General features: G+C 72.0%; 18 protein-coding genes and 1 pseudogene. 9 read left to right on the top strand and 10 right to left on the bottom strand.

What is annotated here, in order from left to right; genetic code table 11:
* Window positions 1–5: 5 nt before the first annotated feature.
* The 3 genes from ACFY93_RS25475 to ACFY93_RS25465 form a co-directional block, all read right to left on the bottom strand.
* Complete coding sequence (locus ACFY93_RS25475) at window positions 6–2,744, bottom strand: HAD-IC family P-type ATPase (protein WP_391363134.1); 2,739 nt, start codon at window positions 2,742–2,744, stop codon at window positions 6–8.
* A 43-nt stretch (window positions 2,745–2,787) separates the two neighbouring features.
* A complete protein-coding gene (locus tag ACFY93_RS25470) occupies window positions 2,788–3,747 on the bottom strand; it encodes a PPK2 family polyphosphate kinase (protein WP_391363132.1) in 960 nt (319 codons plus the stop codon).
* A gap of 900 nt (window positions 3,748–4,647) precedes the next feature.
* Entirely contained in the window at window positions 4,648–6,048 is a 1,401-nt protein-coding gene (locus tag ACFY93_RS25465) for an MFS transporter (RefSeq protein ID WP_391363130.1), read from the bottom strand.
* 143 nt (window positions 6,049–6,191) lie between these two features.
* Between ACFY93_RS25465 and ACFY93_RS25460 the strand changes: the two are divergent.
* Together ACFY93_RS25460 and ACFY93_RS25455 are read left to right on the top strand one after the other, a co-directional pair.
* Window positions 6,192–7,120 (top strand): annotated as a pseudogene (locus ACFY93_RS25460) (LysR family transcriptional regulator).
* Between the two features lie 100 nt (window positions 7,121–7,220).
* A complete protein-coding gene (locus ACFY93_RS25455; protein ID WP_391363128.1) occupies window positions 7,221–8,639 on the top strand; it encodes a M1 family aminopeptidase in 1,419 nt (472 codons plus the stop codon).
* Window positions 8,640–8,759: 120 nt separating this feature from the next.
* On the opposite strand, the gene ACFY93_RS25450 is transcribed toward ACFY93_RS25455, so the two are convergent.
* A complete protein-coding gene (locus ACFY93_RS25450) occupies window positions 8,760–9,239 on the bottom strand; it encodes a lamin tail domain-containing protein (protein WP_391363126.1) in 480 nt (159 codons plus the stop codon).
* A gap of 583 nt (window positions 9,240–9,822) precedes the next feature.
* Complete coding sequence (locus tag ACFY93_RS25445) at window positions 9,823–10,179, bottom strand: DoxX family protein (protein ID WP_391363124.1); 357 nt, start codon at window positions 10,177–10,179, stop codon at window positions 9,823–9,825.
* A gap of 358 nt (window positions 10,180–10,537) precedes the next feature.
* Between ACFY93_RS25445 and ACFY93_RS25440 the strand changes: the two genes are divergently transcribed.
* Both ACFY93_RS25440 and ACFY93_RS25435 read left to right on the top strand, forming a co-directional pair.
* On the top strand, window positions 10,538–11,011 hold the full coding sequence (locus ACFY93_RS25440) for a MarR family transcriptional regulator (protein WP_391363122.1): 474 nt from the start codon (window positions 10,538–10,540) through the stop codon (window positions 11,009–11,011).
* Complete coding sequence (locus ACFY93_RS25435; RefSeq protein WP_391363121.1) at window positions 11,008–11,889, top strand: SDR family NAD(P)-dependent oxidoreductase; 882 nt, start codon at window positions 11,008–11,010, stop codon at window positions 11,887–11,889. The genes ACFY93_RS25440 and ACFY93_RS25435 overlap by 4 nt, the downstream gene beginning before the upstream one ends.
* Window positions 11,890–12,009: 120 nt before the next feature.
* Here ACFY93_RS25435 and ACFY93_RS25430 read toward each other — a convergent pair whose 3' ends face one another.
* The 4 genes from ACFY93_RS25430 to ACFY93_RS25415 form a co-directional block, all read right to left on the bottom strand.
* Complete coding sequence (locus tag ACFY93_RS25430; RefSeq protein WP_391363178.1) at window positions 12,010–12,660, bottom strand: DUF4158 domain-containing protein; 651 nt, start codon at window positions 12,658–12,660, stop codon at window positions 12,010–12,012.
* A 107-nt stretch (window positions 12,661–12,767) separates the two neighbouring features.
* Window positions 12,768–13,241, bottom strand: coding sequence for an aminoglycoside 6'-N-acetyltransferase (gene aac(6') / locus ACFY93_RS25425; protein WP_391363119.1), 474 nt, complete (start codon window positions 13,239–13,241; stop codon window positions 12,768–12,770).
* A gap of 39 nt (window positions 13,242–13,280) precedes the next feature.
* Window positions 13,281–14,894: a tetratricopeptide repeat protein gene (locus ACFY93_RS25420; RefSeq protein ID WP_391363117.1), complete on the bottom strand. Its 1,614-nt coding sequence runs from the start codon at window positions 14,892–14,894 to the stop codon at window positions 13,281–13,283.
* Between the two features lie 603 nt (window positions 14,895–15,497).
* Complete coding sequence (locus ACFY93_RS25415; protein ID WP_391363115.1) at window positions 15,498–15,917, bottom strand: hypothetical protein; 420 nt, start codon at window positions 15,915–15,917, stop codon at window positions 15,498–15,500.
* A 307-nt stretch (window positions 15,918–16,224) separates the two neighbouring features.
* On the opposite strand from ACFY93_RS25415, the gene ACFY93_RS25410 reads away from it, so the two are divergent.
* On the top strand, window positions 16,225–16,461 hold the full coding sequence (locus tag ACFY93_RS25410) for a chaplin family protein (protein ID WP_391363113.1): 237 nt from the start codon (window positions 16,225–16,227) through the stop codon (window positions 16,459–16,461).
* A gap of 318 nt (window positions 16,462–16,779) precedes the next feature.
* Window positions 16,780–18,345, top strand: coding sequence for an IPT/TIG domain-containing protein (locus ACFY93_RS25405; RefSeq protein ID WP_391363111.1), 1,566 nt, complete (start codon window positions 16,780–16,782; stop codon window positions 18,343–18,345).
* Here ACFY93_RS25405 and ACFY93_RS25400 read toward each other — a convergent pair.
* Window positions 18,329–19,276, bottom strand: a complete 948-nt coding sequence (locus ACFY93_RS25400; protein ID WP_391363109.1) for a helix-turn-helix domain-containing protein — start codon at window positions 19,274–19,276, stop codon at window positions 18,329–18,331. The two genes, ACFY93_RS25405 and ACFY93_RS25400, sit on opposite strands and share 17 nt — an antisense overlap.
* A gap of 76 nt (window positions 19,277–19,352) precedes the next feature.
* On the opposite strand from ACFY93_RS25400, the gene ACFY93_RS25395 reads away from it, so the two are divergent.
* The 3 genes from ACFY93_RS25395 to ACFY93_RS25385 all read left to right on the top strand — a co-directional run bounded on the left by ACFY93_RS25395 (window position 19,353) and on the right by ACFY93_RS25385 (window position 21,788).
* Window positions 19,353–20,192: an alpha/beta fold hydrolase gene (locus ACFY93_RS25395; protein ID WP_391363107.1), complete on the top strand. Its 840-nt coding sequence runs from the start codon at window positions 19,353–19,355 to the stop codon at window positions 20,190–20,192.
* 77 nt (window positions 20,193–20,269) lie between these two features.
* Window positions 20,270–20,869 (top strand): isochorismatase family protein, encoded by a 600-nt coding sequence (locus ACFY93_RS25390; protein ID WP_391363106.1) that lies wholly within the window; start codon window positions 20,270–20,272, stop codon window positions 20,867–20,869.
* 10 nt (window positions 20,870–20,879) lie between these two features.
* Complete coding sequence (locus ACFY93_RS25385; protein WP_391363104.1) at window positions 20,880–21,788, top strand: DJ-1/PfpI family protein; 909 nt, start codon at window positions 20,880–20,882, stop codon at window positions 21,786–21,788.
* Window positions 21,789–21,911: the final 123 nt, after the last annotated feature.

Genomic DNA, 21,911 nt, shown 5'->3' with positions numbered 1-21,911 from the left:
CATCGTCACACGGCCCGCCGGGCCTCCCGTGACCGTCGCGCCAAGAGCTTGCCCAGTTCCCAGACGACCAGCAGCGCGACGGCGGTCAGCAGCGCCCAGCCGAACTGCCTCGCGTCGATCTCCGTCGTCCCCAGGACGCGGCGGAAGCCGTCCAGTTGAGTCGTCGCCACCGCGAGGACCAGCTGGGCCAGGGCCACCCGGTTCATCTGCGTGCTGTCGAAGGTGGCCGGCGTCAGCACGGACTCGGTCTCGCTGCGGCACTCGAACGCGGCCACGATCAGACAGAGCGCGAAGGCGGTGAAAGCGATCGACCGACCGGTCTCGACGTCGGCGAAGTGGGCCTCGCCGAGTTTGATCAGCCCGAGCAGTCCACAGGCGATCGCGAGACCGCCGAGCCCGACCGTGACCAGCACGGGCCGGGTGAGCACGGACTCCCCGCGCGGGCGCGGCCTGCGGCTCATCAGCCCCGGGCTCTCCCGGTCGAAACCGAGCGCGAAGCCGAAGGAGGCATTGACCACGAAGTGGATCCACAGCACCTGTGGCGGGCTGAAGGGCTCACCCGCCGCGATGTTCAGGACGGTGGCCCCGAGGAAGGTCAGTACGAAGGTGACCAGCAGGAGCAGCGCGAACCGGATGTACTTGGTGAGGTTGTCGTAGATCGTCCGGCCCTGCTCCACGGCGTAGACGATGGTGGCGAAGTTGTCGTCGGAGAGGATCAGGCGACCGGCGTTCTTCGCCACGTCCGTGCCGCTGCCCATGGCGATGCCGATGTCGGCGGCCTTGATGGCAGGCGCGTCGTTGACGCCGTCCCCGGTCATCGCCACGACGTCCCCCTTCTTCTTCAGCGTGTCGGCGAGCAGCACCTTGTGCTCCGGCGCGACCCGCCCCACCACGCCGATGGCATCGATGCGGGCCAGCCGCTCCGCCTCGCTCATCGCGGCGAAGTCGGCGCCGAGGACGGCGTCGCCCGGGATACCGATCTGCCGGGCGATCGCCGCCCCGGTGGTGACGTCGTCGCCCGTCACCAGGCGGACCCGGATGTTCGCCGCCCGGGCGTCCGCCACGGCCGTCTTCGACTCCTCGCGGGGCGGATCGACCATGCCGACGAGGCTGGTCATCCGCAACTCGGTGACGTGGGCGAGCAGGTCGTCGTCCGCGTCGAAGCCGGCCGGGTCGAGGTCCCGGACGGCCGCGGCCATCACCCGGCGTCCCTCCCCACCCATCCGCTCGACCGCCACTTCCGCGCGGCGCCGCAGATCCTCGTCCCACGGGACGGTCCCGCCCGCCGCGAGCGCGGTGGCGGCCCGCGCCATCACCGCGGGGGCCGCGCCCTTGACGAAACACCGCACGATCGGGCGGCCGTCGGTGTCGCGGGCCGAGTGGAAGGTGGCCATCAGCTTGTACTCCGGGTCGAACGGCAGTGTCGCGAGGCGGGGGAGACTCTCCCTGGTGGCCTCCGTGTCCAGCCCCGCCTTGTGGCCGAGCACCAGCAGCGCGCCCTCCGTGGGGTCGCCCACCACATTGCCGTCCACCAGCTTCGCGTCGCTGGCCACGACGTACGGCAGGATCGCGTCCTCGATGCCGGCAGAGGTCCCCACGGCGTGGTGGACCTTGCCCTCCAGGCCGTAGCCCGTGCCGGAGACGGTGTACCGGTCGGTGGGACTGAGCACTTCGACGGCCGTCATCTGGTTCATCGTCAGGGTGCCGGTCTTATCGGAGTTGATCGCCGAGGTGAAGGCGAGGGTCTCGACCGACGGCAGTTCCTTCACGATGGCGTTCCGCTTCGCCAGGTTGAGGCTCCCGACGGAGAGGATGGCCTGGGTCACGGTCGGCAGGGCCTCGGGGATGGCAGCGATGGCCAGCGACACCGCGCTGACGAACAGCACGTCCCACGCCTGGTCCCGGCTGCGTCCCAGGGCGAACATCACGATCATGGTCAGGGCGGCCGCCCCCGTGATCCACAGCGTCAGCGTGTCGAGTTCCCTGGTGAGTGGCGGCACCTCCTTCTCGGTGGCCGCCAGCATCCCGGAGATCTTGCCCAGCTCGGTGTCCGCGCCGATCGCGGTCACCACGAGGAGCCCGCTGCCGTGCGTGACCGGGGTGTTCATGAACGCCGTGTTGCTCTGGTCACCCGGTGGCAACCGCCGCCCTCCGGGCAGTGTGCCGGTGTCCTTCGCTGCGGGGACGCTCTCGCCGGTGAGCGCCGACTCGTCGATCTGCAGGGCGCTGGCCTCGACGATCCGCCCGTCCGCCGGCACCTGGTCCCCGGCGGAGATGAGCACGATGTCGCCGACGACGAGCTGCTCTGCGGGGATCTCGGCCTCCGTGCCGTCCCTGCGCACCCGCGCCGTGGCCTCCATCATCGATTTCAGCGCGTTCATCGCGCTCTCGGCCTTGCCCTCCTGCCGCAGGCCGACGACGGCGTTCAGCAGGGTCAGCGCGAGGAGCAGGACCGCGGTGGTCCACTCCTGGATGAGCAGCGAGACCGCCGCCGCGGCCACCAGCACGAGTTGCATATAACTGCGGTACTGATCGAGGAACCGGCGCCAGGCCGGGGGCGGGCTCTCCTCGGGCAGCGCGTTCGGGCCCTGCGCGGCCCGGAGTTCGGCGGTCCGCGCGGCGGTAAGACCGACCGCGGGATCGACGCCGAGGGACGCCATGGTCTCCTCGGGAGATCGCGCGTACCAGTCGTCGCCATGCGGAGCCCCCGCCTGTGTGCCCACGGAATCCGGGTGCACCGTCATCGCCCTGCCTCCGATCCTGGCCGGTCAGATCCCATGGAGGTACCTAGCGGCGCTTGTCCTCCGCCGACGGATGCCGGGCCGCGTACGGGTCGGCGGGAAGCCCCTCGGGGGCCTCCCGCTCCAACTTCCGCTTCGCGATGCGCAGGTCCTTCCGCGCCTCGTCGTCCACCTCCGGGTACCGGGGGTCGATACCGATCAGGGTGTGCGCGAGGATCGCCGCCGTGCAGATCCGCGCGAACCACTTCCGGTCCGCCGGCACCACGTACCAGGGCGCCCACTCAGTGCTCGTCGCCGACAGCATCTTGGAGAACGCGCGCTGGTAGTCGTCCCAGCACTGCCGCTCCCGGACATCGGCCGCGGAGAACTTCCAGTTCTTCTCCGGCAGGTCGAGCCGCTTCAGGAACCGGGTGCGCTGCTCCTCCTTCGACAGGTTCAGGAAGATCTTCACCACCTTCAACCCGTTGTCCGTGAGATATCGCTCCCAGTCGTTGATCTCCCGGTACCGCCGCTTCCAGACGCCCGATCCGCGCGCCCGGTCGGGCAGCCTCTGCCGCTGGAGGAGCTCGGGGTGCACGCGGACGACGAGGACCTCCTCGTAGTGCGAGCGGTTGAAGATGACGATCCCGCCGCGCTCGGGCAACCGCTGCGCGTAACGCCACAGGAAGTCGTGATCCAGCTCCTCCGCAGAGGGCACCTTGAAGCTGCTCACCCGCACGCCCTGCGGATTGACGCCGCTCATCACATGCCGGATCGTTCCGTCCTTGCCGCCGGCGTCGAGCGCCTGGAGGCAGAGCAGCACGCCGTACGTGTCCTGGGCGGCGAGCCTCTGCTGGTACTCAGCCAGCAACTCCACCCCGTTGCGCAGCAGTTCGGCGCCGTGCCGCTTCCGCAGCCCGCCCCTGTCACGTGGGTCGAAGTCGCGGCCCAGCCGGATCTTCGACCCCGGTTCCACCCGCAGCGGCTCGATGAAGTCCGCGATGCGCTTGGCCCGCTCGTCCGACATCACCGGTCACCTCTTCTCACCGTCGGGTCCCTGGCGGCCTCGTGGAGTGCCTTCCGGGCCCGGCGTTCGTGCCACCAGATCCCGGGCAGCCTGGACCGCCTCCGGTGGGCCGGGCGGCGGCGGATCCGGTGCTCCTTCGGCGTCCGCGTGCTCCACGGGACCCGGTATGCGGCTGACGACTTCCGTGGGACGCGACGCGCCGAGCGGCCGCAGCTCCTCATCGGCGGTCATGACCGCGCGGCCATGCCGCGGCCGGGCTGAGGAGTCCAGCTCTCCCCGTTCCTCCGGCCCGCCTTGTGGGGGGCCTCCTGCTCCGTTCCAGGACTTCACACGTTTCATGGCCGACGACCTCCAGACCGCGCACCCGATCTCCCGCCGTGGGCCGCAGACGGGCACCTCACTCGATTCTCAGACCGACGCGACAAGATCGCCTCCTGGGAACGGGCCCGCGACGTGCGAGTTCGGCACCGTGCGCATGATCGTTCGTACGCATGGCGTCGGGAAGACGCGTGCCGAATCGGCAGGTGAGGACCGAACCGCACTCCCGTCCCGAGGCCCGGCCCGAAGGGCCGTCCGAGAAGCCCGGGGTGACCACCGGCATCGACTACCTCGGCCTGGTCGACAACGCGCATTCCAACCACCTCGGCACCTCGGCCCCTCGGACAGAAGATCAGCTACGCGGCGCTGGCCGATCCGCCCGCCGAGACCGTTGATCTGACCGACACCGCCGCCGAGGGCTGAGCCGGTGGCAGAGCCCCTGGCCGCAGGCGACTGGGCGGTGTTGCTGAACGAGCTGCACGGCTTCTTCGAAGCCGGCGGCGACGACGTGGACGAAGCGCCGGCCGTCCGCTTCGGCTTCCACACCGCCGTCGACTGGATTGCTGCCGGGGCTGGAGCCGGTCACCGAGCACCTCCAGTCCTCACCCGCGAACCGGCCGGAGAAGCATCGTGATCGGGTTTCGGCACGGGGATCGGTTCCGGTTTCGGCGTGGGGGCCGGTTCCGGTTTCGGCGTGGGGGCCGGTGCTTCCGTGCGGTCGGGAAGCAGAAGGGGGGTCGCCAGCAGGAGCGCTCCGGCCAGGCCGATGGCCGTGCGCGGGCCCAGCAGACCGCCCAGTACGCCCCAGAGGGCCGTCAGGAGCGCGGTCGTGGCCTTGGTCGTCACCGACCAGGCGGACAGGGTGCGGGCGACGCGGTCGGTCGCCGTGCGTTCCAGGCGGTAGGTGGCGTGGACGGGGTTGAAGATTCCGCAGCAGAGGATGAGCCCGAGTTCCACGCCCATCACCAGCAGCAGCCCGCCGTCGCCCGGCCCCACGAAGGCCAGGCCGACGGGCCAGACGGCGCGCAGCGCCCCGGCCGCGCGCAGGACCCGGTGCTGCCCGAACCGGGTGACGAGCGGCCGGGCCAGCCGTGAACCGATCAGCCCGCCGATCGCGGGCGCGGCGAAGGCGAGTCCGTACTGCCACGGGGCGAACCCGAGCCGGCCGAGCATCAGGACGGCCAGCAGCGGCTGGACGGCCATCACGAGGGCGTTGAACAGCGCGGTGTTGAGGAGCAGCGGCCGCAGCGCCGTGTCGGCGAGGATGTACCGCCAGCCGTCGAGCAGGTCCCCGGCCCGCATCCTCGCTGCCTCCCGGCGCTCGGGCCGGGGCTCGTGCCCGCCCATCGCACGCAGGCCGAGGGCCGAGAGCAGGTAGCTCACCGCGTCCGCGACCACCGTCGCGACGGGGCCGAGGAGTCCGATCGCGGCGCCGCCCAGCGGCGGCCCGACGATCGTGGTCGTCCAGGCGGTGGACTCGAACCGGGCGTTGGCGACGAGCAGGTCCTCGGCGGGCAGCAGCGTCTTCAGGTACGCGCCGGAGGCGGCGCGGAAGGCGATGTCGGCGGCCGCGACGACGACCGAGACCAGCAGGAGCTGAAGGAAGGTGAGCACGCCCAGTGCGTACGCGGCGGGAATCGTCAGCAGCGCCGCGAACCGCACCAGGTCCGTCGCGATCAGCACCTCCCGCTTGCGGCGGAACTCCACCCAGGGGCCGAGCGGCACCGCCACGGCCGCGCCCACCGCGGCCCCCACGGAGGCGAGCGCGGAGACCTCGGCCGGTCCGGCGTGCAGCACCTGGATGGCGATCAACGGGAACGCGCCGAAGGCGAGCCATGTGCCGAGCGCGCTGGTCGCGTACGCTCCCCAGAGCCATCCGAACGGCCGCCCCAGCCGATGCCCCGGGGGTCGTCCCCGCCGACGCCCGAGCGGTCGTCCCCGCCGCTCCCCGAGCGGTCGTCCCCGCCCTCGTCCGCTTCTCATCCCCGCCGCCACCCCTCATCCTCGCCGCACCATCGATACAACCGATCAGCGATCGGGAGCATCAAAGCGGGCCGCGCCCCGCAGATCAAACAACCAATGAGCCACATCCTCACAACCAGTGGTTGTACCCGTAGGGTGTCGGCATGGACCTCGACGCCGTCCGCACCTTCGTCGCCGCCGCCGACACGGGGCGGTTCCAGGAAGCCGCCGCCGAGCTGGCGGTCACCCAGCAGGCCGTCTCCAAGCGCATCGCCGCGCTGGAGCGCGACCTCGGCGTCCGGCTCTTCACCCGGACGGCGCGCGGTGCCGAGCTCACCATCGACGGGCAGGCCTTCCTGCCCCACGCACGCGAGCTGCTGCGCATCGCCGAACGGGCGGTCACCTCCGTGCGCACCGGCCACTGCGCGTCGACGTGATCGCGTCGCGCGGGGCGGCATCGGGCCTGATGCGCGGCTTCCACCGCGCGCACCCGGACGTCGAACTCGACGTGGTGTGGCTGTTCGACATCGAGACGGCCGTCGCCGCCCTGCTCTCCGGTGAGATCGACGCGTCCTTCCGCGCCGTCGCCGCGCCCGGCCGGGCCCTCCCCGACCGCATCGAGTCCGTACGCGTCCTCGACGAGCCGCTGCAGCTTCTCACCGGCCCCGCTCACGCGCTGGCGTCGGCGCGGTCGGTCACCGTCGCCCAGCTCGCCGGGCACCGGATCTGGATGCCCGGTGTAGTCCCCGGTACCGAGTGGGCCGCCTACTACGACGACCTCGTGGCCGAGTTCGGCCTCACCATCGAGGCGACCGGCCCCAACTTCGGCTCCGACGCGCTCCTCGACACCGTCGCCGACACCCCTGCCCTGGCGACCTTCATGGGCGGGCACACCCGTCTCGTCTGGCCCGCCGGCCATGATCTGCGCCGCATCCCGGTGACCGGCCCGACGCCGGTCTATCCGCACTCCCTCCTCTGGCACCGCGACCATCCCCATCCGGCCCTGGCCACCCTCCGCGCGTACCTCGCCGCCACGGCCGCCGGCGAGGACGCCGCGGGCACGTGGGTGCCGAGCTGGGTGATCCCCCGCTGAGCGGTGCCTCCTCCTCCCGCCGCGAGCCCGCCCGTCCCCGGCCGGGACACCGACCACGGGCAGGGACGGAGACGGGTGCGATGTGGCAGGATCGGCTGGCATGTCACCGTCAGCCTTACGGTCGCCCCTGTCGACTCGCCGTCCGTTCGTCGCGCTGCTCCTGCTGCTCGTGCCGCTTCTGGCGATCGGCACCGCCGTGGGCGACGCCGGCGCCGCGGCCGGTCCGCGGCTGTCCGAAGCCACGACGTCCGAAGCCGCCGCGACACCGGACCGCGCCCGCTACGACGTGTCCCTGCGCTCGGACGGCGACGGCGGCCGATGGACGGGACGGCAGCGGGTGTCGTTCCGCAACGCCTCCGACCGGCCCCTGCGGGAGGTGTACCTGCGCCTGTGGGGCAACGGTGAGGACAAGTGCGGCACGCCCGCCGCGCCCTCCCCCGTGACGGTCTCGCACGTACGCGGGGGCGTTCCGGGCCGCCTCACGGTGGACTGCACGGCCCTGCGCATCGCCCTGCCGAAGCCGCTCGCGCACGGTGATCGGACATCCGTCGCCTTCGGCGTCTCGATCACGGTGCCCGGCCGCGACGCCCGCTTCGGCCGCGAGGGCGCCTTCCGCTTCCTCGGCAACGCCCTGCCGGTGCTCGCCGTGCGGGACGCGAAGGGCCGGCACCTCGACCCGTACGTGGCGGTCGGTGAGAGCTTCTACACGCTGACCAGCGACTTCCGCGTCCGTCTCGACCATCCGTCGGCTCTGAGGGTGCCTGCGACCGGCCGGACCCGGACGCTCCCCGGCGGCCCCGGCCGTACGGTCACCCTGAGCGTCGCGGACCGGGTGCGGGACTTCGCGTGGGCCGCGGGGCCGTTCCGGACGGCGACCCGGACCACGCCCGGGGGCGTGCGCGTGAAGGCGTACTGGGCCCCCGGCACCCCCGCCGAGGGGGTGCGCCTCAACCGCCGGGACGCCGCCGCCGCGATCGACCGGTTCGGCCGGGAGTTCGGCCGCTATCCCTACGGTGAGATCGACCTGGTGATGACCAGCGGGTTCGGCGGCGGGATGGAGTACCCCGGCCTCGTCCTCCTCGGCACCACCGAGGAGGGCAGCGCCGTCGTCCACGAGCTGGCGCACCAGTGGTGGTACGGCATCGTCGGCAACGACGAGTACGCCTCACCGTGGCTGGACGAGAGCTTCGCCCAGTACGCCAACGCCCGTTTCTACGGCTGGGAGACCCGGGACTGCTGGTCGGACGTCTACTGGCCCGGCGACAGCACCGCTCTGACCGACTCGATGGCCCACTGGTCGCAGCACCCCGGCGAGTATCACCTCGTCTACACGGCCGGGCCCTGCGCCCTGGCCGACCTCGAACGCACCCTCGGCCCCGGCACCATGGCGCGGCTTCTGAAGCGGTACGCCCGGGACCACTGGTACGGCGTCTCCACCACCGCCGACTTCACCAGGGCCGCCCAGTCCATGACGGACGAGGACCTCGGCCCCTTTTGGAAGGCCCACCACATCGGGTGACGGGGCGTCACCGCGCACACGCCGGTGCCCCGGGCGGCCGTGAGGCCGCCCGGGGCACCGTTGTCCGTTCACACCGCGCCGACGGGCCGACGCCTCCCGGCAGGCCCGCGACGGATGCGGTCAGTGGTGGTGGCCGCCGTGGTGGCCGCCGTGGTGACCCCAGGACTCGCCGTCGACGACCCTGCCGCGGTCGTTGCGCAGGGTGGCGGTGTCGGAGTGGTTGCCCCACACGTGGTGGCGGCTGTCCTGGTAGACGTCATGGCGGTTGTCGTGCCCGAAGCCGGTGTGGACGCGGACGGTCGCACGGCCGCCCAGACGGTAGTGATGGAACGTGTAGGTGTGACCGTCCTCGCCCTGCAGCGTCCAGCCGTCGAGGTTGACGCCGTGCCGTCCCCTGTTGGTGATGTCGACCCACTCCCTGTTCAGGGAGCGGTTGGAGTGGTTGTCGTGCCCCGGCGCGTTGTACTGCACGCCGCTGATGACGACGTGGGCACGCCGGTGGTGGCCGCTGTCCGCGGAGGCGGGAAGAGCGGCCGCGCCGAGCGCGGCGCCGGCCGCGAGAACCGCGGCGGCAACACGACGGGTGGAGCGAGAAGACATGGAAGTCCCCCAACTGTGCGAGTCCCTCGCCGGCCTCGACCTGACCGGCCGGCAGGAGACGGTGTGCGTCCCGGCGACTGCCGAGGACCCACAGCTTGGACACGTCCCGCGGGGTCCGACAGGTGTCCCGCTTCCTGTTGCCGTATGCGGACATTTCCGTGACTGTCATGTGTAGCGTTCAACTAAGTCGTCCAGCTGTTACCGATGGTTCGATGCACACCACACCCACCGCCGGAGATGGCCGGGCAAGCGTTATCCAGCTCCCCGCGCGCCCCCGACACACCCTCCCCGCGCCCCGACCGCGAAGCGCCTCCCGCACGTAACGGGCCAAAGCCTTGCCTTGACGCACTTACGTTCCACCAAGGGAGAAAGGTTCGATTTCGCCCCGGCGCGAGCGATGTCGCGCCCGCCGCGGTGCCGCGCGGGAACCTGTGGCACCTGGTGCCCGCCCGCGCCGACGGCCGGGCCGCCGCCGTCGTCCACCGACGCGCGGGCGGGGGCCGCTTCGAGGCGTACGGTGCCAGGCGCTGACCGTGCTCCCGCACCCCGCCCGCCGGTCGTCCAGCCGTCCCGGCTCCGCGGTCTACCAGGGGCCGTGGTCGAGCAGGCCGAGGGTCAGGGCGGCCGCCGCGGTGGAGAGGAACACGATCCCGCCCACGATGTTGCGGGATCCCACCCGCAGGTGGGCGTAGATCGCGCCGATGAAGTACAGCACGAGGCCGGAGGCCGCGAGGGTTCCCAGAAGCGGCACCGCGAGCCCAGCCAGCAGGCCCACGGTGCCCGCCGCCAGCAGCATGCCCAGCACCGGCACCCACTTCCGGGGCAGCCCCTTCATGTCCGCCTGCGTCTTCGGGTATTCGTGGCCGATCAGGTAGGTGACGGCCGCGGCGCCGTTGAAGACCGCGCCGAGGATGGTGAGCGTGACGTAGGCGGTGTGCACGATCTTCCCGTTTCTGTCGGGGACAGGGCCGTTGGGCGGCTCCCGCGAAGGGAGGCCGCTGTCCCGTACGACGGGCAGGCGAGCCGTTTCGTGACATCGGCCGCCAAGACCCTGCCCTCGTCTAGCTACCGCCAGGTGGTGTGTAGCGCTGAGTAGCTACGTGCAGCTGGCAGACGGCCCGGCCCGCTGGAGCCGTACATCCCCTGAAGGGGCCCGGCGAGCGTTTCCAGGACCAGGCCGTGGGCGGCAGGGTGAACCTGGCGATGCGTCACAGCGTGGGCAGGGGTGGCGCTCGACGTAGGTCCCCACAAGTGCATGGATTTTCAAATAATTGGATTGTCCATGTATTGTGTGAGGCATGGATGATCGGCAGCTGATCGAAGAGCTATACGACTGCCTGTTCGCGATCCGCACCCAGGTGCACGCCGAGCTCAGGGAGCTGGCCCGGGACGCGGGGCTGACCGACACTCAGACCGATGCGCTGTGGAGGCTGAGTCGCGGGCGGGAGATGACCGCGCGCCGTCTCGCCGACCTCTTGCAGTGCGACGCCTCGACCGCCACGTCGATGATCGACCGGCTGGAGAAACGAGGCCTGGTCCGCCGCGTGCCTCACCCCATCGACCGCCGCGCGAAAGTCATCCAGCTCACCCCCGAGGGATGCGCGCTGCGCGATCGCGTCATCCAGCACACCACCGAGCACTCACCCTTCGCCCTCCTCGACCACGAGAGCAGGCTGCGCCTGCACACGCTTCTCCGCGAAGTGATCGACGGCCCGCGCCCGACAGGTGAGGCCGCCAGAGTCGAGGACACCGTGAAAAAGGAGCATCAATGAGCAGCGGGACCACGGTCATCACGGGCGGAGCCTCGGGCCTGGGCCTTGTGACGGCACGCCACCTCATCAAGGCCGGTCAGAGCGTCGTCCTCGTCGGCCGGGACGCGACGCGCACCCGGGCCGCCGCCGACAGCCTGCGCGGCCTGGCCCCCGCGGGCAGCGACGCGGCACCGCCGAGGACGTACACCGCTGACCTGGAACAGTGGTCGCAGGTACAGGAACTGGCAGCGCAACTGGCCGCCGACAGACATCCGGTGGACGTCCTCATCAACAACGCAGGCGCGGCGTTCCCCCGGTACGAGCAGACGCCGGACGGCGTGGAACGCACCTACGCACTCAATCACCACGCCCCGTTCTTGCTCACCCACGCCCTCCTGGCCGAGGGAGTACTCACGCTCGAAGCGCGGATCATCAACATGTCCTCGTTCGTGGAAAAGCGTGGCAGGCTCGATGCCACCGATCCGGATGTCGCGGGAACATCGTGGAGCAAGCGCTTCTACAACCAGATCAACGTCTACGCGACGAGTAAACTCGTCAGCCTCCTGGCCGCGCGAGAACTCGCGCACCGCCTGCCTGACGGCATGAGGCTCTACAACGCCAATCCCGGCATGGTCAAGGGCACCGGGATGAACAGCAACGCCGGCGGTCTGATGCGGCTGACCGCCCCGCTGTTCCGTCCGTTCGCCATCACCCCGGACGAAGGCGTGCAGACCCCGGTCTGGCTCGCCAGCGCCTCGCCCGCACCGCGCCCCAGCGGCGGATTCTTCAGCGAGTCCCAGCCGGACACCCCTTCGCGCCTGGCCCTGAACGACGCTCTCGCCCGGACCGTCTACACCAAAACCGCAGCCCTCCTCGGAGTGGAGCCCCTCACGAGGTAGGGGCCGGCCCGGAACCGGTTGTCACGCCGGGGCTGCGGCTGCCTCGTCCTGCGGGGTACGCAGGCCGGGCACCGTTGGCCCGGATGGACAGGTCCAGATGCACCGCCCGGATGTTGATCTTCAGCACGAGCTGGATGAACAGGTCCACCAGCGAGTCGGTGATCCGTCTGCCGCACATGGCACAGCGCGGCCAGCAGCGTCAGGCGCCGCGGCGGCTTCATCCGCTCCGGGTTCGCCGGATACTCCTTCGACGCCCGCGAACAAGTCCGCGGGCGGCTCCGCCGCCGCACTCGCTGAAGCTTGTTCACTCCGCCAGCAGGCTTTCCAGGCCTGGCGCCCCGGGTCGGCCTTCAGCTCGGCGGCGTGCGACCGGCCGCCGGCCGACACCCCATCCCGGCCGTCCGCCCCCTCGCCCGTCTCGTCCTGGCTGCCGGCGACCAGGTCCTCCAGGCGCGACCGCGTCGCGTGCGAGATCCGCTCCACCCCGCTGCGGCAGAACCGGACCTCGAAGTCCTCGACCGCCTTGCCCACCAGCCGCCCGACCCGCCCCGGCGCCAGCGGTTCGATGCGGTCGTTGCGGCACCGGGCCACCACCGCCGCGGCGGGCATCTCCTCGGCGGACTCCGGGAACCGGGCCTCCACCTCCAAGAACTTGAGCAACAGCGCAAAGCCCAGCCTGTTCGCCCGGGACTTGTTCCGCACCTCCTTCATGTCGTCTTCGAGCAGCGTCCAGACCTCGATCAGGTCTTCCGGCTCCCAGTCCTGCCGCAGCCCAACGAGACAGTCGGAGCAGGAAAACGAGGGCTGTGACAGTTACTCAGCGCTGCACACCACAGGACGGCAGCTATACGAGAACAGGGCCGCCAAGCTCGTTCAGGTCAGGTCAGTTCGTCCGCGAGCAGATCCATCAGCAGACCATCGCGCCAGGCGCCCGTCCGGTGGTCGCGCCAGTACGCCCGCATGATCCCCACGGGCCTGAACCCGGCCTTGCCGTAACAGCGGATCGCGGCGGTGTTGTCCGCGGCAGGGTCGATGGTCAACCGGTGGTGACCGCGTTCCCGTACCAGCCACCGGGCCAGGGTGCGCACCGCGTCGGCGCCGAGCCCCTGCCCGTGGCACCGGGCCGTCAGGAAGATGTCGATGCCCGCCCGCCGGAACTCGGGGTCGTTCTCCTCGGCGAACTGGACGGCACCGACGACCTCGCCCTCGTGGACGACAGCCAGATTGTCCTCGTAGTCGTCCGGAGGCGACCACCACGCCGCGACCGCCGGTTCCCGGACGATCCTGTCGAGGATCGCGATGTCGTCCTCGGTCACCGGCCGCAGCACGGCCTTGTCCCCACGCAGCTCCATGCCGTCATTCTCCCCGGGCAGCCGTGAGCGGGGGCGAGGTCACCGCTCCCCGGACGGCCGCGCGTGGATCTCGGCGCACCAGGCGCGCGCCGCGACGGTCTCGGGATGGTCCTCCCCCACGACGCGGGCCCGCTGCTCGGCCACCTCGCGCGCGCTCGCGACGGCCTGCTCCCTCTTGCCCTGGGCGTGCTGTGCCCGGCTGAGCTGGAGGAGCACTCCGAGGACCAGCGGGTGGTCGTCCCCGTATCCGGCTCTCTGTCCGGCGAGCACCCGGCCGAAGAGGTCCTCGGCCTCGGCGCCCCGGCCGGAGCGCAGGAGCCCTCGCGCGAGTGCGTCCCGGGCCCACACGGTCACCAGGTGCCCGTCACCGAGATGCCGTTCGCAGTCCCCGGCCAGTTCCTCGGCCGCCGTCACGTAGCCCTCGAACTCGTCGCCGGACAGCCGTAGTTCCAGGATCTCGCAACGCGCCTTCAGAGTGGCGACGTGGGCGTCGCCGAGTACCTGCCGACGGCCGTCGAGAACCGACCGCAGGAGCGTCCGGGCCTGTGCCAGATCGCCCAGGCGGTGCAGTACCCGCTGCAGTTCGTAGGCCGCGTCGAGGGTGCGCGTGTCGTGGGGGCCGAGGGTGCGCAGCGCGTCCCGGTGGACCGGCCGCAGGAGGTCGGCGGCTTCGGCGTACCGGCCGAGCCGGAACAGGGCGGGTCCCTGGCCCGACCGGGCCTCGATGGACGCCGCGTCGTCCTCCCCCAGGTGCTCGGTGGCGATGTCCGCGGCGGTGGAGGCCAGGGCCAGGGCGGCGGCCCAGTCGCCCGCCTCGTACAGCAGCCGTGCGACACGCGCCGCGATCCGTACGGATTCCTCCGTCACCAGTCCGTGGCGGTCGGACCACCGCAGCAGTCCGGCCACGTGCGGTGCCAGGAGCCGCCACGCCGAACGCTCCAGCGGCAGCGTGGCGCCGTCCCGCGGCAGTGCGGCTCGCAGGAGCCGGGCAGCCGCTTGTGCCAGGAGGCCGCGCTCGCTGTCGGGCACGCCCGACGCCACGCTGTCCAGCAGTACTCCGTGGGCCTTCACGCAGCGGTGTCCCCCGGCCTCGACCATGTCGGCCAGCGAGTGGTCCAGCAGCGCGCGCAGGGCGGGCTCGACACGGGCGGCGGCCAGCGGAGGCCCGAGGTTCGTGAGGTCGATGCCGCCCCGCGCCGCCGGCATCAGCAGCGACAGCGGCACCGGGTCCGCCGCCCAGAACGACAGGAGCCGCAGCAGGGTCGTCGTCTCGGGCAGGCCGTCGTCCGCCAGGCTGTCGAGCGACAGCTGCCAGGTGCGGCCGACGAGGCCGCGGGAGTGGCCGCCGCGGGTCTCGGGCGCTCCGCGGTCGACCAGGGCCGTCGACTCCTCGCTCAGCCGGCGGTCGTACTCGTCCATGGACCAGGACTCCAGCAGTTGGTGGGCCAGATGCGCTCCGGCCAGGGTGAGCGCCAGGGGCAGACAGCCCAGGCGCCCGGCGACCTTCCGGGCGGACTCCCGCGTTCCGGCGTCCGGGGCCAGGTCGCACAGGACCGTGGCCGCGTCCTCCAGGGGCAGCACGCCGAGCCGGTGGCTGCTGACCCCAGGGTCGCGCCACAGCGCGGAGGCCGCGTGGCGGGTGGTGACGAGCACCCGTCCCGAGGGGACTGGCGCGCAGCCAGGCGCCCTCTTCCAGCATGGCGGGGTCGTCCGCGTTGTCCAGGACCAGCAGCCAGGGCGTCGCCGACCGGTGCAGGTGGTGCCAGACCAGGTCGGAGGCGGCGCGCTGCCCGCCTGCCGCGGCGGCCAGTTCGCCGCTGCCGGCGCCGCGGTCGCCGGCGACGGCGAGCATGCCGGCGCGCAGGGACGCGCGGTCGGACGCGTTGACCCACAGGCCGACCCGGCCGTGGTCCCGTACGGCCTCGGTGAACAGGGCGTAAGCGACAGCCGTCTTGCCGCAGCCGCCCATTCCGTGCAGGACGTGGATGTCTCCCCCCGGGCCCGCCACGGCTGCCCGCAGACGGTCCATGAGGTCGGTGCGGTCCCGCAGCACGCCGGGCGCGCGGCCGACCAGGGGCAGACGGACGGAGTCGGGAGCGGTGAACCGCGGTTCGGCGGGGCCGGCCAGATGACGCCCGAACAGGGGAGCGGCACCGGGAGCGTAGTGGTGGACGTGCTCCTCGATGTACTGGTTCCCGCCGGTCTGGAAGACCCGGGCGTGGTCCGAAGCCTGCCCGTCCATGGGCCCCGGCGAGCTCATCGTTCGGTGATGTGCTGGTCGCGTCCGGCCTGGTACACCCGTGCCTGGCCCGACGCGTGGGCCTCCAGACGGATCCGCTCCGTCCCCGGCTGCTCCGGCGCCGACGGGTACAGCTCGTCCAGGACGCCGCGCAGGGCCTCGGCGGCCTCGGGCCTGGCGAGGAGGAACCGGCGCACACGGCCCTGCCACTCGGCGGTCAGCTCGGCCTCGGACTCGGCGTCGCCCGCCTCGCGCGCGAGGAGGAGTTCCTCGCGGCCCGCTTCCAGCTCCTCGCCGATGCTCTCGGCCCTGGAGGGCTGGAAACGCCGCCAGAGGGCGACCATGCCGTCCCTGGTCGATTCCCAGGCGTTCGTGGCCATCAGCGTGACAACGGTCGTGCCGGCGGTCCCTGCCAGCGCGGCGATCTCCGGATCCACATGTCCCCCTACGTTCGAGTCCCGATCCTAGGGCCCACGAACCGCTCCTGGTACGGCACTTGTCCCGGGCCCCCGCACCCGGACACCGAGCGTCCAGGGCAGCGGCGCCGGCAGCAGTGCGTACGCCACGCTCGAGTCCTCGGCGTCCCGGTCCGCTACCCGGCAGGGCACGGCACGACGACCGGCGCACCCCGGATGTGCTCCGAAGGGAGTACGGGACGGCTCGTTCGAAGGAATCCGTGGATGCGTCCGCCTCACCAGGGAACCGGCAGCTTGTCAGTTCATCCTCCTAGCATCGGAAGCGACCATGCGTCTGCGCACCGTCATCACCGCCACCGTCCTCCTGACCGCCACCGCTCTCGGCGGGGCGACCGCCGCCGACGCGGACAACGGCGCCGGGGCCCACGTGTCGAACTCGCCGGGCATCCTCTCCGGCAACGCCGTCCAGGTACCCATCGACCTCGACATCAACGTCTGCGGCAACACCGTCGACGTCGTCGGAGTCCTCAACCCGGCGACCGGCAACACGTGCGTCAACACCTGAGCGGCACCGCGCGAGGTGACCGCCGGGGTGTGCACCCCGGTGGCCGCCTCGCGCGCGTACGGTGCGCTCCGGGTGGGCGGCGCGTGACGCCGCTCGGCGCCTTGACTGGGCCGGGAGCCTGAAACCCACGGGTCCAGGGGTGATCCCGAAGCACTGCGTGACCATGCCACAAAGCGGGATGAAATAGCTTCGAGGCGACCATCCGAATGGCACGTGTCCGCCGAGCGAGGGTCCGGGACGAGGGCCGCGACCGTCCGCCGGAACCCGTGGGAACGGCCCCGCGGCGCATCCGGTCCGCACGCCACCCAAGGAGCACGCATGCCGACGGCCACACAGTCCGACGAGGTCTCCGCCCAGGTCACCATGACTCTGGCCGCGGTCGCCGCCACCGCCGCGGTGCCCCGGCCGTCGGGCGAGACCCTGGCGGACCAGACAGGGCGTGCCCTGTCCGGCGTCGCCGCGCGCCTGGCCGACGCCTCGCTCGCCACGGGCGGCACCTGGCTGCCGCTGTGGCTGGCACTGAGCCCGGACAACGCGAACCTCGTGTACATCGCCCAGAACCTCGACGGATCGAACGAGTTCGCCGTGGCCGTCCGCGGCACGGTCCAGGCCCCGGCGGACATGATGGAGGACCTCGACGTCGGAACGGTGATGCCGTTCCCCTACGGGACCACGACCCCCGTGGCCGTCTCGGCCGGTGCCATGGCCGCGTTCACGCAGGTCGTCAACGCGCCAGGGCTCTCCTGGTGGGACGTCGATCAGGAGTCGGGGGACGCGCCCGGCCAGTCGCACATCACCGTTGCCTCGGGCACGACCCTTGCCCAGGCGCTGCTGGAACTGCTGACGTCGGCGCGCTCCTCGCCCACGGTGTACGTGACCGGCCACAGCCTCGGCGGCTGCGTCGCGACCATGGTGGCCCCCTACCTCCAGGCACAGCGCTGGCCGAACACCCCGCGGTTCGCCCTCATCACCTTCGCGGCCCCCACAGCCGGCCTCCAGGGCTTCGCCGACTACGTCGACTCCCTGCCGTTCAGCCTGAACGAGCGCTACGTCAACTCCTACGACGTGGTCCCGTGCGCGTGGTCCGATCTCGACGCGCCCAAGACCTGGTACCCGAAGGACCAGGGACCGGTGGCGAACGCCGAGGTGAGGGTCATGCTGTCGGAGATCGACCTGCTCAGGAAGCAGAACGTCTACGTGCAGCCCAGCGCCCCGGGCACCACCTTCATGAACGGGGACTACTCGCGTCACGACCTTGCGCTGGTCAAGAAGACCGTCGAGGACTACCTGGGCCAAGTCGGCTTCCAGCACGCCAACAACACCTACCTGTCGCTGCTGGGCGCCCCCCTCGTTCCCCCCGGGCCGCTGGTGGCCTCGGTGAGCCCCACCTCAGGGCAGACCGGGACGGGCGTCACGATCGAGGGCAGCGGATTCGGCCCCGGCACCGTCGTCGACTTCGGCCCGGTCCCGTGCACCGAGTTCACCGTCGACCCGAGCGGCACGAGCATCGCCGCGACCGCGCCTCCCGGGGCCGGCATCGTCGACGTCCGGGTCACCACCATGTTCGGGACCTCGCCCGCCGTACCCCTCGGGCGCTTCGCCTACGACGGACCGGCGCCCCTCGTCGTCACCTCCGTCGAACCGAACGAGGGGGCCGTCGGCCTCAAGGTCACGATCGGCGGCTCCGGCTTCGTCGAGGGAGCCACCACCGTGCAGTTCAAGGAGACCGCCGGGGACAGGGTCCACGTCGTGTCCCCGACCTCTCTCACGGCGTACGTGCCCCACCGGATCATCGACGACCCGAAGACCGTGGACGTCACCGTCACGGTCGGCGGCGTCACCTCGCCCACCGGCCCGGCCGACGAGTTCACCTACCCGGGCTGAGACCGCTGGACCGCACGGCACCAGCCGCTCCCCGCCTCCCACACCCCACCCGTGCGGGCGGGTGCGCGGGCCCGCCGGCGCCGGCCCGCTGCTTCGGCGCCGGTCCCGGCCGGCCCCACGCGGTGTCGTCGACCGCGAGGAACGGCTCGTCGACCACCGTCGCCGGGGTCATCGCGCTGAAGGCCGCGACGTCCCGGTGCAGGTGCGACTGGTCGGCGTAGCCGCCCTCGGCCGCGACTCCCGCGGGCGCGCGGCCCGCGACCAGAGCGTGGACGGCATGGTCGAAGCGGACGAGTCTGGCGGCGCGTTTCGGTGGCGTACCGACCTGCGCCCGGAACCGGGCCCACAACTGCCTGCGGCTCCACCCGAGCTCGGCCGCGACCTGCTCGACACGGGCCGTGCCCCGGCTGTCGGTGATCCGCCGCCAGGCCCAGGCCACCTCCGGGGCCGCCTCCGACGCCCGCGCGCACCGGTGCGCGAGCCATGCGTCGACCCACGCGAAACGGTCCGCCCAGGAGGGGAGGTCGCCCAGCCGCTCGCAGATCCGCGCCGACTCCCGCCCCCACAGGTCGTCCAGGGTGACCGCGGTGCCGTCGAGGTCGGCCACGGCCCCGCCCAGGACGGCGTACGCCACCATCGGTGTCAGGCGCACCTGGAGGCACTCGAACGCGTCGGCTCGCAGCACGTCGAGGCGGTCGCCGTACCCGAACCCGGTGACGAAGCTGCCGGACCGGCGTCGGCCGATGGTGTCCCGCACGGTGACCCCGCCGTCGAAGACCAGGAGGAGGGCGACGGCCGGGTGCGGGACGAGCCGGAGACCGGGCGGGGTGAGACCTCGGTCGCGGAACCCGGCCATGGTGACTCCCGGCACGCGGAGGGGACGTGCGGGGCAGGTGATGTCCCACAGCAGGTCGTCCCTTCCGGTCGCCATCCCCCCATGCTACGCAGCCTCGCGAGCGGAACATTTGTCCAAGCCGCGGGCCCGCGCCGGCCGCGAGAGTCCCGTCATGACCACTTCGGAGAACACGTCCGGCCCGACCGCCGAGGAAACCACCCTGACCCTGGCCGACGGTGAGATCCACGTCTGCCAGGACGGCCCCGCCGACGCCCCCGCGCTCGTGCTCATCCACGGAACCGCCGCGTCGGCCCGCTCCTGGGAGCCGATGCTTCCCCTGCTGACCGGCTCACACCGGGTAATCCGCGTCGACCTGCTCGGGTGCGGCGCGTCGGGCAGACCGGACGGCGCGAGCTACGCCGTCGCCGACCAGGCCCGCCGGCTCGGCGACGTGCTGGACCGGCTCGGCGTCGGACGCGCCTGTGTCGTCGGCCACTCCAGCGGAGGAGTGTTCGCCAGCGCTGTCGCCGAGCGGCGGCCCGACCTCGTGACGGCGGTCGTGCTCATCGGCACCGGCCCCCACATGGCCGCGTACATCGCGAAGGAGGCCGAACTCGGGGCGGCGTCCTGGGCGGAGCTGACGGACGACCAGATCCGGCGGGCCATCAGCGACGGGTTCCACGAGGGCTTCGAGATCCCCCGGGAATACGTGGAGCAGTTCCGGGACGTCGACCTCCAGGTGTTCGGCGCCACCTCGCGGACGATCCGCGCGTTCTACGGCGAGCACTCGCTCCCGGAACGGCTGGCATCGCTCGGCAAGCCGCTGCTGGTACTCTTCGGCGAGGAGGACCGCAGGTGGAATCCCGCGTCCGCGGCCGACTACCGGGCCGTCCCCGGCGCGACGGTCCACCTGCTCCCCGGCCTCGGCCACTCCCCCAACCTCGAGGACCCGCCTCGTACCGCCGCGCCGCTTCTCACCTTCACCGAGGGGCTGCGTCAGAGGGCGCTCTGACGTGTGACCGGATCGGTCCGCCGCCGGACCCGATGCGGCCTGTCCCCGCTGCGGCCACGCACATCAGGATGGGGCACATGAACCGAGCGCTGATCGTCATCGACGTCCAGGAGTCCTTCCGGGCCCGTCCGCTGTGGGAGACGACCTCCGACCTCAAGATCGCCGACCGGGTGAACCGCCTGGTCCGGCTCGCCCGTGACGCCGGGGACCTGGTGGTGTGGGTACTGCACTGCGAGCCCGGCACCGGCGGTGTCTTCGATCCGGCGCTCGGCCATGTCCGGCTGATGGAGGAACTGGAGCGAGCGGACGGGGAGCCGCTGATCCACAAGACCTCGCACAACGCCTTCACCACCACCAACCTGCAGCAACTCCTCACCGAACGCGGCATCGGCGCACTCACCGTCTGCGGTATCCGCACCGAGCAGTGCGTGGAGACCACGACGCGCGTCGCCGGCGACCTCGGCTACCAGGTCACCTTCGTCATCGACGCGACCGCCACCAACCCCATCCCGCACCCCGACGCTCCGGCGGATCAGAGCGTCGCCGAGCTGCTGGCCGACCCCCGTACGCTGCCCGCCGAGGACGTCATCAGGCGCACGGAGTACGCCCTCGCCGGACGCTTCGCCACCGTCACCACCGTCGACCGGCTGGAGGCGGAGGCAGGACGTCGGGCATGATGACCGGATCGTGAGCCGCGTCGTCTTCTTCCTGGTGCCCGGAGTCCACCTGCTGGACCTGGCCGGCCCCGCGCAGGTCTTCTCCACGGCCTGCGACTTCGGGCACCCCTACACCCTCGTCTACGTCGCCGAGCAGCCGCAGCTGCCCTCCGCGCAGGGACTGCCCCTGGTGGCCGGGCCCGACTGGCCCGGACTGGAGCCCGACGACCTGATCATCGTGCCCGGCTGGCGGACCCTCGCCCCGGCCGACGACCCCGGCATCGGCGCCGCGCCGCTGCGCGTCCTGCGCGAGCACCACGCCCGGGGCGGGACCGTGGCCAGTGTCTGTTCCGGAGCGAGAGCACTGGGCCGGGCCGGCCTGCTCGACGGCCGCCGCTGCACCACGCACCACGACGTGCAGGAGGAACTGGCCCTGCGCCACCCCGAGGCGGTGGTCGTGCGCGACGTCCTGTTCACCTCCGACGACCGGGTCATCACCTCGGCCGGCATCGCCAGCGGCATCGATCTGGCCCTGCACCTGCTCGCGACCCGGCACGGCCCGGCCGTCGCCGCCCAGGTGGCCCGGAACATGGTCGTCTACGCCCGCCGCAACGGTCATGAACCGCAGTCCAGCGCGATGCTCCGGCACCGGTCCCACCTCGACGACACCGTGCACCGCGTCCAGGACCTCATCGACGCCCGCTTCGACCGCGCACTCCCGCTGCCCGGCCTGGCCTCGGCCGTCGGCGTGAGCGAACGCACCCTCACCCGCCTCTTCGGCCGCGCCACCGGACTCACTCCCCTGCGCTACCAGCAGGCCCTGCGCCTGGAGCGTGCCCAGCACCTCATCAGTCACGGCGCGACGGTCGACGCCGCCGCCCGCTCGGTCGGCTTCACGGACCCCCGGATGCTGCGCCGTCTCCGCGCCCGCACGCCCTGAGCCCGTCCCGCAGGCGGCACTTGACGGCCGTCGGCCGTACACCTACTTTTCCCTCACTCGCGGTACGGCCCGCACCGACGGCGTGCGACACCCCCGGGACGGTGACCGGAGGACACGCGCGAA

Source organism: Streptomyces sp. NPDC008313 (genome assembly GCF_042956125.1).
GTDB lineage: Bacteria > Actinomycetota > Actinomycetes > Streptomycetales > Streptomycetaceae > Streptomyces.
This window is presented reverse-complemented; position numbering and strand designations above follow the sequence as displayed.